Consider the following 9,996-nt stretch of genomic DNA (forward strand, 5'->3'; position numbering starts at 1 on the left):
AAGGCGCCGAGCAGGGTGATCTGACTGGTTGACATGACTCTCGCTCACTGCGGTCGTACCGGCCGACTGACGATAACGACGGTGAGCCTCAACGAAGCAGATTGAACGGTGTTGTATTTACTGCCTCTCAGCGTGTGCTCAGCGAGCGCTACCTACGGTTCGTGTCGTGACAGAAACGGCCGACACCACTAGTTCGATGACCGGACGCAACCTGCTCAGTAAGGTTCCCGAAGTCACCGTGTGGTTCTGGGTTATCAAGATCCTCTGCACCACGGTCGGCGAAAGCTTCGCCGACTGGATCAACATGACGCTCGGCGTCGGGCTGATCGTCACCGCGCTCATCTTTACCGCAGTCCTCGCCGTCGTCTTGGCCTGGCAACTGAGTCTGCGCAGCTACGTCCCGTTTGTGTATTGGCTCGCCGTCGTGATGCTCTCGGTGACCGGCACCCTGTACACCGATATTCTCACTGACCAGTTCGGTGTCCCACTTGTGCTGAGCACCAGCACCTTTGCCCTGACCTTGGGTGTCGTGTTCGCCATCTGGTACGCCCGAGAACGGACGCTTTCGATACACAGCATCGTGAGTCTGCCTAGAGAGCTGTTCTACTGGCTTGCGGTTCTGGTCACCTTCGCCCTTGGGACGGCGGCAGGCGACTGGACGCTGGAAATCACCGGCTGGAGTCCAGGAATGTCGGTGCTCCTACCCGCCAGCCTGATCGTCGTGATCGCCATTGGCTGGCGTATGGGTGCAAACGCGGTGTTGTCGTTCTGGCTCGCCTATATCCTCACCCGTCCACTGGGTGCCAATCTCGGCGACTGGTTGGCCTCGCCCTGGTCGCAGGGTGGCCTTGGAATCGGTACCGCCGTGACCAGCATCGTCTTTCTGGCCGCGATCCTCGCGACCGTCGGCTACCTCACTTTCAGCCGCACCGACGTAGTAGAGGATTACGACCGCAGCCACGCCCCGCTGGTCACCACTACCCCCCGTCGCGAGCGTGTTCTACTCGGCTATTACCTGGTTGCCGCGGTGGTGACCGTCGCAGTTCTGGCTTGGGCCGGTATGCGGCCTCACGAGACCGCCAACAGCGACGAAGAGCCAGACAGTCCGGTGGCGAGTGCGCCTGCTCTACCAGGGAACGCAGGCCCAGCAAGCGCCCACTTCCCAGCCCCCGAGATCGCTCGCCTCCGCTCGATCGTGGATGACACCCTTGCCAAGGTCACGGCCGGCGACCAAATCGGAGCGAAGAATCAAATCACCGACCTCGAAACCGCTTGGGACGCCGACGAATCTACGTTGCGGCCGATGGACGAAACCGCTTGGCACCACCTCGACAGTCAGATCGACAGCGCATTACATGCGGTACGGAAGAACAATCCCGACCCAACGACCGAGGTGCAAAGCCTGACAGCGCTTTCCAAGTTATTGCAGTGACGCGGTTTGCCCGTAGTTGAGACGTGCGGCAAGCGCACCGACCGCCTCCGGTCCGGGACCGAACTATCCGCCCTCAGGATCGTGTATCGCCCGTGGATGACCGGCGTCGCAGCGAGAACCCTCTCCGCGCTGGCACCGGTGCGCCATGGTCGCGGACGATATTGCCCCTCGCGATCAGCTCCAGTGTCACGGCGACCGCACAGGTTTGCGATAAAAGGATGGACAGCAGGATCAGTATTTGTACTGCGCCGGCTTGCATTGCCGACCCTGTGCTGAGTAGCACGCCGACGAAAGCGCCTGGGAGCGTGACCAAACCCACCGTTCTGGTTTGGTCGAGATTCGGCAGGAGTGCATCGGCAGCCGTGGGCCCAATCATTTCCATGCGCGCGAGCCGGTCGCTGAATCCTAGGCTGAGTAACGCCTCGACCTCACCAGCGCGGGTGCCGAGGGTGTCGAGCGCGCGCCGCGCTGCGACCGCGACGGCGGTCATCGTGCTGCCCAACAGGATCCCGACGATGGGCACGATGGCGACTCCAGTCATGGGCACCAGACCGGACGCGAGCAACAATGGCACTACCGAGATCATGCCGGTGGCGAGTGCCGCCCCCAGCAGCCAGGAACGGTTGGATTGGCTGCGGCGCGCTGCAGTGATCGTTGCTGCGACGAACATGACCACCAGTACCGCGAGCGACGTCCGCAGGTTGGTCAGTGCGGTGGTCAGGATGGCGGCGACGGCGGCTAACTGTAGGACTGCCCGCACCGCGGCGCGCGGGACTGTCCACGGCGAGCCGAGCGCCGTTGACCAGTACACGGCGCCGGCGGCAAGCACCATCACCAGGCATATGACGACGAGTGTCGGGCTAACGATGGGTTGCGACAGCTGCACACGGTCGATTCTCCGGCAGACGAGATCGCTGAGGCTGCTGGTTTGGTCGCGCCGGTCAGCGGCGCGTAGTTTCTAGGACGTCAAACCAACACGCAGGATTTAGCGAAAGCCATAATGTCCGAGGATCAGAACCCAGACGTTCCGCCGAATCACCTCTCCATTGATCCGCGCAGCCCCTTCTACAACGAAGAGGTGCTCCTGCGCGACGTGGGCATTCGCTTCAACGGCGCCGAAAAGACCAACGTTCACGAATACAACGTCGACGAGGGTTGGGTGCGCGTGGAAGTCCCGACCGCCAAGGACCGCCGCGGCAATCCGATGGTCGTCAAGGTCAGCGGCACGGTCGAGCCGTATTTCCGCCAAGCGGAATAGCGGATGCGGGGATATCAACCCGCATGACTCTCGTCGTTCCTGATCGCCCGCGCTGACGACGTCGCCAGGACATCGCCCAACCGGCCGAGAACGGCGTTTACTGGAGATGCAGAGCCAGAATCGCGGTCCGCGAGAAATCTGGGATTCTGCGTCAGGAGTGACACCATGACGCCGCGACAGTTCCGAACCGATGCGGGTCGACACCCGACACCGCCCGAACACACCCCGCGCCTACGCCTAAAACCCAAAGCGCCACACAGTGGATATGTCGACGGGGCATGGTGGCCGCACAGTGATGACCTGGCCGCGGAGCTTCCCGATTTGCTCGCGGTCCTCTCGGTGCGACTGGGTCGCGTCGACCGGGTGCTGTACAAGTTCAGCGACTGGGCGAATGCACCCGCCAAGTTCGGGACGGCCGACGGCGCCGTACACCTCGACGGATACCGTCTCCAGCCGCCCAATACTGTCGAAGTTCTCGGACTCGGCGGCAGCAGGATCGTGCTGCTGGTGGTCCCGCCCCACACCCAGCCGGACCGCGCGCATGCCGCCATGATGGCCGCGGCGGCCCCGGACGACGACTCGACCGTCGATGGCCTTCTCATGATCAGCCTGCGAGATAGGGAATCTCGCACCCAAAGAGCCGCTGCGCAGGAGCGTTGGGATTCAGAAGGTGGTGCGCTGCAATAGCTTCCAGCGCTCAATGGTTGTGGTGCACGTTCGGTCAAGCCGTTTTCGGGGTTGGGGAATGCGACCGTTCAGGGGCTTGCGCTGATGGCGCCTGAGTGACTGAATCGTGCGGCCCTTCGATGGATGCGATGTTCGCGGCCGCGGGTGCGCTGCGGCTTTTCGGCCAGGCGGGTCTGTTCGGCGTAAAACCACTTCTTCGTCAACTCCACCAGGATCAGGTAGACGACGACGAACCCGCCGAGGGCGGCGAAGAACTGCAGCGGCAGCGCGGCGAAGCCAAGGGGGCGCGCCAGCGGCGAAATCGTGATCAGGATGCCAATTGCAACCACGGCGACACTGGTGAGCGTTAAAGGAACACTGGCCCGGCTGCGGAAGAACGGCACCCTGCGCGTACGGATCGCGAAGATGATCAACGTTTGTGTGGCAAGCGATTCCACGAACCAGCCGGTGCGGAATTCGGTGGCACCTGCGTGCAGCACGCCCAACATCAGGCCGAAGGTCAGGAAATCGAACAGCGAACTGATCGGGCCGAAAGTGAGCATGAATCGCCGGATGAAGCCGATGTTCCAGTGTGAGGGTGCCTGCAGTTGGTCCTCGTCGACGCGGTCGGTGGGAATGGCGAGCTGTGAGCTGTCGTAGAGCAGATTGTTCAACAGGATCTGGCTGGGCAGCATCGGCAGGAACGGCAGAAGGGCCGACGCGGCGGCGGCGCTGAACATGTTTCCGAAGTTGCTCGAGGTGCCCATGAGCACGTATTTGATGGTGTTGGCGAAGATCCGCCGGCCCTCGGCCACCCCCGTTGCCAGCACACTGAGGTCCTTCTCCAACAGCACCACATCGGCGGCGTCTTTGGCGACGTCGGTGGCGCTTTCGACCGAGATTCCAACATCGGCGGCGTGCAGTGCCAAGGCATCGTTGACACCGTCCCCGAGGAAGCCGACCGATCGACCAGTGCGCCGCGCGGAGGTGATCAGCTGCGCCTTCTGCTCCGGGGAGATGCGGGCGAAGATCGTGTGATTCTGCGCGGCATCGCTGAAGTCGTCGGCGCCGAGTGCCTCCAGTTGCGCACCGGTGATGGTGCCCTTGGACGCCAAACCCAAGTCGGCGCAGACTTTTTCGGCCACCCGGGGGTTGTCGCCGGTGGCGATCTTGAGCTCGATGCCCAGGGCGGCCAGTTGGTTCAGGGACTGGCGCGCAGCGGCTTTGGGTTCGTCGGCGAAGACGACGAACCCGGCCAACGTCAAATCGCACTCGTCGTCAGTTGTGATCGTGGTCAGTTCGGCCGCTGGTTTGGCGGCCACCGCGACCACCCGGCGGCCGGCGGCGAACAACGAGTCAAGCGTTTCCTGCGTGCCCTGTGTGTTCTGCGGGGTCATCCGGCATCGGGCCAGCACTTGCTCAGGTGCACCCTTGAGGACCACGATCTGTTTGCCGTTGTCATCGACCAATACCGAGGTGGCTCGGCGGATGTGGTCGAAGGGCACGCTCCCAACACGTCGTACTCCGGCGCCCACCAGATCCTTGGCCTCGGGCGATTCCCAGAGTGCGGCGTCCAACGCATTTGCGCTGACCCCACCCGAGGTCGGGTCGACATCAGTGGCGAGCAGCCCAAGACGCAGGACTGAGTCGCTGTGCGTGCCGGCGTGGTCGACTGCGTCGACCAGGCTGATCCGGCCTTCGGTCAACGTACCGGTCTTGTCGGTGATCAGGATGTCGATGTCGCCGAGGTCTTCGATACACACCAAGCGTTTGACCAACACCCTGGCTTTGGCCAGTTGGCGTGACCCTGTCGCCAGGCTGGCGCTGACGACCGCCGGCAGAAGTTGCGGAGTGATCCCCACAGCGATGGCGAGTGAGAAGAGCACTGAATCGATCACCGGTTTACGCAGCAACAGGTTGCTGACCAAGATCAGCACCGTCAACGCGATCGCCACTTGCAACAGCAGATAGGAGAACCGGCGCAGACCGACCTGAAAGTCGGTCTCGGGCTGCCGCTCACCCAGACCGGCCGCGATACGGCCGAATTCGGCGTTTCGCCCGGTGGCATACACCACCCCAACTCCCTCGCCGGCGCTGACGATCGTGCCCATGAATGCCAGATCGGTGGATTCGGCCAGCTCGGCATCGGCAGCCACCGGGTGGGGCGACTTCTCCGAGCCTGTTGACTCCCCAGTCAGGATGCTCTCATTGCATTCCAGACCGGTCGCCTCGATCATGCGCAGGTCTGCAGGCACGGCCTCGCCCAGCGACAGCCGAATCACATCGCCGGGCACCAGTTGGGTGACATCGAGCGCCGCGAACATGCCGTCGCGGCGAACGACCGCGGTGTGGTGCACACCCGAGTGCAGAGCCGCTGCGGCCCGCTCGGCGCGGTATTCGTTGACAAAGCCCAGCCCGACACTGGCGGCCAAGATCACGCCGATGATGATCGCCTGCACGCTGTCCCCGAGAAAATACGAGACAACGGCGGTGGCCGCCAACAAGATCAGAACCGCGCTGCGCAACTGACGGCCGAGCACCGCGAGCGCGTTGACATGATGGGTCCGAACGGCATTGGGGCCGAAACGCTGCAGTCGCTCAGAGGCCTGCGCACTGGACAATCCCTGCGCGGAACTATTCAGCCAGCCGAGGACCTCATCGACCGGAGCTGCCGCGACCTGTGTGGCGGTCAGCATCGCCGGCAGTGCCGTGACGGGCGCCTTCGGCGTCATCGACATGGCAGCTCTCCCGAGGATCGGCTGACGAACGTGGTGAGGCGTCTTAACGAGTTGGCCTCGCCGAGCGAACTGTAGCCTCATCGTTCAGCCCGCGCCACGAAGATTCGGCGTTCACCGCGATGCCATCTGCAGGCAAACCGATTCCCGCCGAATTAATCTTGACTATCCATCGCGCAACGGGCTCCAAGTCCGCGGAATCGACGACGCAGGCCGTAGTCCACAGCAGCCACGGCCCGGTGCCTCCAGGGGCCGTCCGCCAGAATTGATGCGCTCACTCGGAGCCTGTGACACCTGCATATTCAGGCTTGGCGAGTCGCTCCGCGAGCTGGTTGAGCTCAGATTGAAGCTTCTTCCTGTCATCGGCCGCGACCTCCGTGATGCCAGTGTCAGTGAGGCGCCTGGCGTGCACGACCTTCTCCACGTACTTGTTGGCATTGTCAATCGCGGAGTCGATCTTTCGAAGGACTTCCTCGACATCCGCGGGACGCGCGACGGCCTCAATTTTGTCGGGGTGGTTCTCTGTCCCGGTGATCGTGACTTGATGTCCGCGAACCGTTTGCAGGAAGCAATCCGTCCAGGCAAACGGGGGGAGAGGCAGGATCTGAAGCCGAATGATCGCTTCCTGAAGGCTTTCACCGACTTCAAGCTCCGGCTTACCAATTCTGGATATGTCCCATTTTTCTGACATCGTTGGTCCTTTCCGTGGTCTATTTGTCGTCGCTGGGTCTTAATCGGCTCGGTTAGTCACGGCTGATCTGGGGGAACACCTCGGTGAGTCACTGAGCGCCTTGAGCCCAAGATGTCCGGCGCCGAGCCCCGGAATTGCCAGACGCCCCTACATTTTGGTGCGTGGGGCCATGGCGGGCTAGCGGAGGTTGACGAGGCTACGCAGTCTGGTCACCGATGGGCTGCGTTGCTTGACGCGGGGATATCACGAACGCTGCCTTGGGATTCGGCGTCCTCCCGCGGTGTGTCGTCGCGGTGGGTGTCCGGATCGATCTTGTCGGCGCGCTCGAAATCCTCATTCACTTTGTCGCGGGCGGTGCTGGCGTCATTGCGACGTATGTGCGCTTGATGCTCCAGGCCCTCGGCATGAGCTGCTTTGGCGTCGGCCTCGGCCTGAGCGACACGGCCCCTGGCGGCGATCTCATCGGCGAGCGCCTCGCGTTGCCGGACCATGTGCGCGTCCTCGGTGGCTTTGTCGCGGATGTCTGCGGCTTCGGCTCGACGGCTTTGGATGCGTTTGTTGCGTGCCACCACCGCGATTGCGGCGACGAGCACAAGTGCCGCGACCACGATGACGACGATCAGAAGGATGGTGCTTGTTGTCATGGCGGTTCCTTGAATTTGTTGAGTGGTTCGTTAGTTGGCATCGATTGCGATGGAGCTGTCTCGGCGTTCTGAACTGAGCTGGGGCATCTGGCAATTCGTCGTCGCGCGATTCTGCGCCCCGGTGATTCAGTGGTCCGATCAGTAGTAGTGACGTCGGCCGCCGACCGCATGTCCCATCCGCCCCATGAGCATGAGCAGCAAACCGACCACCAGGAGGATGACTCCGATGACCAGAACTATGTGCGCGAAGGCGAAGGTGGGTAGGAGGCTGGGCAGCAGCAACCCCAGCACGATGAGGATGATTCCGAGGACGATCATGACGTTTACCTGATTTCGATGCGGCGGTTTGTGGCGTAGGCGCTGTTGTGTCATGGTTTGAAGGCGTCGACGATTTTGTCTCCTGCCTGTTTGGTGTTGCCCTTGAACTGATCGACGCGTCCCTCGGTGCGCAGCCGGGTGCTACCGGTGGCGCGGCCGAGATATTTCTTCGTGGCACCTTTGGCGGCCTGGGCCTTGTGTGCGAGCTTTTTACCGATGCTCATTGCGGAGTCTCTCTTTCGTAGGTCAAAAACCATTGTGTGCAACAGAATTCGGCTCGGGTGAGCGGTTAACGGCGTTCGGCGACGTGTGGGGTTTCGGTTGATCTTGTGTCGCGCGAGAATCGACTGAGCAGGCGAGTCCTGGCGCGGCGGGTCGGTGCCGGTTGGGGGTTCGTCTCTGGGCCGGTGGTCGTAGCGATGGGCTGCCGTTCAACCCTTTCGTCGCGTTCGTGGTTGAGAACCGCTGTTTCGCGCTGTGACCTGGCGAGTTGATTTCGGGCGTCGCGGCCGCGGCCGGCAGTGCGTCGCGCGCCGGCGAGTAACACTGAAAGTCCCAGCATCGCTACCAAGCCGACGACGATGCCGAAGAGAAACAACGTCCCGGTCGAGCCGGTCACGTGATAGCCGAGCACAGAGAAGTTCTCGGTCAACGGATGTGCAGCCCCCGCGTTGGCCAGTACGCCGGTGAACCCCACGAACACTGCGATGAGCAGAACGACCAATCCAATGATGACGATCATGTTGAGGCCTCTGATCCGGGTGTTAGACCTCCAGTACACGCTGCATGTTCGTTGAAGTCAACACTGTGAACACAGTGTTGACTTACGTCGTTGACCTGTAGCGTGGACATGCCCCTTAGGACCCCACGACGATGCGGGAAGCGGAAGGAAGTGCAACGGCAATGACGAGACCGCCGGGCGAGCCAACTGCAGGCGCTGGCGATGGCGAACAGGTCGCGCCGGCGGCCGCTCGAGACAACGATCAGCTCACCCGGTCGATGATCCTGCAAACGGCGCAGGCGATCGTCGACCGTGACGGCGTGGATCGATTGTCCATGCGCCGCCTCAGCGAGGCACTGGGCCGCGATCCGGTGATGATCTACCGGCACGTACCCAACAAAGCCGCGGTGCTCGACGGCGTCGCCGAGATCGTGCTCGCGCAGCTATCGGTGGACACCGCAGACCCCGACTGGGCAGGTCAACTGCGCACCGTCGCGCACTCCTTCCGGCAATTGGCCCTGACCCATCCGAATGTGGTGCCGCTGCTGGTCACTCGACCGTTGGCCACTCCGCTTGGACAGCGACCACCAGGCATGCTGCGCCCTCTCGAAGACGTCCTCGCACTGCTCACCTCCGCCGGGTTCACCGGCGACGAGGCGCTCCACATCTACCGGCTGCTGTTCGGCTTCCTCTACGGCCATATCCTCAACGAGTTGCAGGAGGTCATCGAGCGACCCGAGGAGACCGACCACGTACTGCGTCTCGGTCTGCATCGGCTCGCGATCACCGAATTCCCCCTTGTACGCGCAGTCGCACCCGCCCTGGCCTCCTACGACGGCGCCGCCGAACTGGACCGCTTCCTCGATCTGCTTCTTCACGGGTTGGCTGTGAATCTCACTCCAGGCGGTTAAACGATCCCGATGCCCCGGAGTCGATGCAGGCGCACGATCGGCTGCCTCCCGTCGAGGGCTCGGTCTGCCCAGCGGCTGGGACAGTAGTCAATGCTTAGGTGCGGACGTTCTCGTCGGCCCGGGTCATGTCCCCGCTTGCGGACCGTGCGCGCTACCGACGTGAGACTCCGCGCGCATCCGCTCGATCATGTGCGGGTAGTGCAGTTCGAATGCCGGTCGCTCCGAACGGATTCGGGGCAGCTCGGTGAAGTTGTGCCGCGGCGGCGGGCACGAGGTGGCCCACTCCAACGAGTTGCCGTAACCCCACGGATCATCGACCGTGACGACCTCGCCGTAGCGCCAGCTCTTGAAGATGTTCCACACGAACGGGAGCACCGACACGCCGAGAATGAAGGCACCGACGGTCGAGATGATGTTGAGTGTGGTGAATCCGTCGGTGGGTAGGTAGTCGGCGTAGCGGCGGGGCATGCCCGCGTTGCCGAGCCAGTGCTGCACCAGGAACGTGGTGTGGAAGCCGATGAGTGTCAGCCAGAAATGCACCTTGCCCAGCCGCTCGTCGAGCAGGCGGCCGGTCATCTTCGGGAACCAGAAGTAGATCCCGGCGTAGGTCGCGAACACGA

Annotated in this window: 12 protein-coding genes; 4 read left to right on the top strand and 8 right to left on the bottom strand. The window is 62.7% G+C overall.

The window, feature by feature from the left end; genetic code table 11:
- The first annotated feature begins 166 nt into the window (after positions 1 to 166).
- Entirely contained in the window at positions 167 to 1,432 is a 1,266-nt protein-coding gene (locus CRM90_RS14085) for a COG4705 family protein (protein WP_502693270.1), read from the top strand.
- Between the two features lie 73 nt (positions 1,433 to 1,505).
- Here the strand turns inward: CRM90_RS14085 and CRM90_RS14090 are convergent, their stop codons facing one another.
- The gene (locus CRM90_RS14090; protein ID WP_102807556.1) at positions 1,506 to 2,318 is read right to left on the bottom strand and encodes an ABC transporter permease; all 813 of its coding nucleotides are present in this window, start codon (positions 2,316 to 2,318) and stop codon (positions 1,506 to 1,508) included.
- Positions 2,319 to 2,432: 114 nt separating this feature from the next.
- Between CRM90_RS14090 and CRM90_RS14095 the strand changes: the two genes are divergently transcribed.
- Positions 2,433 to 2,690, top strand: a complete 258-nt coding sequence (locus tag CRM90_RS14095) for a DUF3297 family protein (RefSeq protein WP_102807557.1) — start codon at positions 2,433 to 2,435, stop codon at positions 2,688 to 2,690.
- A gap of 165 nt (positions 2,691 to 2,855) precedes the next feature.
- On the top strand, positions 2,856 to 3,377 hold the full coding sequence (locus tag CRM90_RS14100) for a DUF5994 family protein (protein ID WP_102807558.1): 522 nt from the start codon (positions 2,856 to 2,858) through the stop codon (positions 3,375 to 3,377).
- Positions 3,378 to 3,445: 68 nt separating this feature from the next.
- Here CRM90_RS14100 and mgtA read toward each other — a convergent pair whose 3' ends face one another.
- The 6 genes from mgtA to CRM90_RS14130 all read right to left on the bottom strand — a co-directional run bounded on the left by mgtA (position 3,446) and on the right by CRM90_RS14130 (position 8,486).
- A complete protein-coding gene (mgtA, locus tag CRM90_RS14105) occupies positions 3,446 to 6,088 on the bottom strand; it encodes a magnesium-translocating P-type ATPase (protein ID WP_502693274.1) in 2,643 nt (880 codons plus the stop codon).
- A 277-nt stretch (positions 6,089 to 6,365) separates the two neighbouring features.
- Positions 6,366 to 6,782, bottom strand: a complete 417-nt coding sequence (locus CRM90_RS14110; RefSeq protein ID WP_102807560.1) for a hypothetical protein — start codon at positions 6,780 to 6,782, stop codon at positions 6,366 to 6,368.
- A 209-nt stretch (positions 6,783 to 6,991) separates the two neighbouring features.
- A complete protein-coding gene (locus CRM90_RS14115) occupies positions 6,992 to 7,426 on the bottom strand; it encodes a hypothetical protein (RefSeq protein ID WP_199189895.1) in 435 nt (144 codons plus the stop codon).
- 138 nt (positions 7,427 to 7,564) lie between these two features.
- Positions 7,565 to 7,744, bottom strand: a complete 180-nt coding sequence (locus tag CRM90_RS14120) for a DUF6131 family protein (RefSeq protein ID WP_102807561.1) — start codon at positions 7,742 to 7,744, stop codon at positions 7,565 to 7,567.
- Positions 7,745 to 7,794: 50 nt separating this feature from the next.
- Positions 7,795 to 7,968, bottom strand: coding sequence for a CsbD family protein (locus CRM90_RS14125; RefSeq protein WP_102807562.1), 174 nt, complete (start codon positions 7,966 to 7,968; stop codon positions 7,795 to 7,797).
- Between the two features lie 65 nt (positions 7,969 to 8,033).
- Entirely contained in the window at positions 8,034 to 8,486 is a 453-nt protein-coding gene (locus tag CRM90_RS14130) for a hypothetical protein (RefSeq protein ID WP_233209314.1), read from the bottom strand.
- A gap of 161 nt (positions 8,487 to 8,647) precedes the next feature.
- Between CRM90_RS14130 and CRM90_RS14135 the strand changes: the two genes are divergently transcribed.
- On the top strand, positions 8,648 to 9,376 hold the full coding sequence (locus tag CRM90_RS14135; protein WP_102807563.1) for a TetR/AcrR family transcriptional regulator C-terminal domain-containing protein: 729 nt from the start codon (positions 8,648 to 8,650) through the stop codon (positions 9,374 to 9,376).
- Between the two features lie 123 nt (positions 9,377 to 9,499).
- On the opposite strand, the gene CRM90_RS14140 is transcribed toward CRM90_RS14135, so the two are convergent.
- Positions 9,500 to 9,996: cbb3-type cytochrome c oxidase subunit I (locus CRM90_RS14140; RefSeq protein WP_199189896.1), on the bottom strand; the 497-nt coding region annotated here is incomplete at its 5' end.

This window comes from Mycobacterium sp. ENV421 (assembly GCF_002887815.1).
GTDB lineage: Bacteria > Actinomycetota > Actinomycetes > Mycobacteriales > Mycobacteriaceae > Mycobacterium.

Coding starts and splice junctions, on each gene's coding strand:
- CRM90_RS14095 (WP_102807557.1), top strand. CDS start 2,433: ATGTCCGAGGATCAGAACCCAGACGTTCCGCCGAATCACCTCTCCATT.
- CRM90_RS14100 (WP_102807558.1), top strand. CDS start 2,856: ATGACGCCGCGACAGTTCCGAACCGATGCGGGTCGACACCCGACACCG.
- mgtA (WP_502693274.1), bottom strand. CDS start 6,088: ATGACGCCGAAGGCGCCCGTCACGGCACTGCCGGCGATGCTGACCGCC.
- CRM90_RS14110 (WP_102807560.1), bottom strand. CDS start 6,782: ATGTCAGAAAAATGGGACATATCCAGAATTGGTAAGCCGGAGCTTGAA.
- CRM90_RS14115 (WP_199189895.1), bottom strand. CDS start 7,426: ATGACAACAAGCACCATCCTTCTGATCGTCGTCATCGTGGTCGCGGCA.
- CRM90_RS14120 (WP_102807561.1), bottom strand. CDS start 7,744: ATGATCGTCCTCGGAATCATCCTCATCGTGCTGGGGTTGCTGCTGCCC.
- CRM90_RS14125 (WP_102807562.1), bottom strand. CDS start 7,968: ATGAGCATCGGTAAAAAGCTCGCACACAAGGCCCAGGCCGCCAAAGGT.
- CRM90_RS14130 (WP_233209314.1), bottom strand. CDS start 8,486: ATGATCGTCATCATTGGATTGGTCGTTCTGCTCATCGCAGTGTTCGTG.
- CRM90_RS14135 (WP_102807563.1), top strand. CDS start 8,648: ATGACGAGACCGCCGGGCGAGCCAACTGCAGGCGCTGGCGATGGCGAA.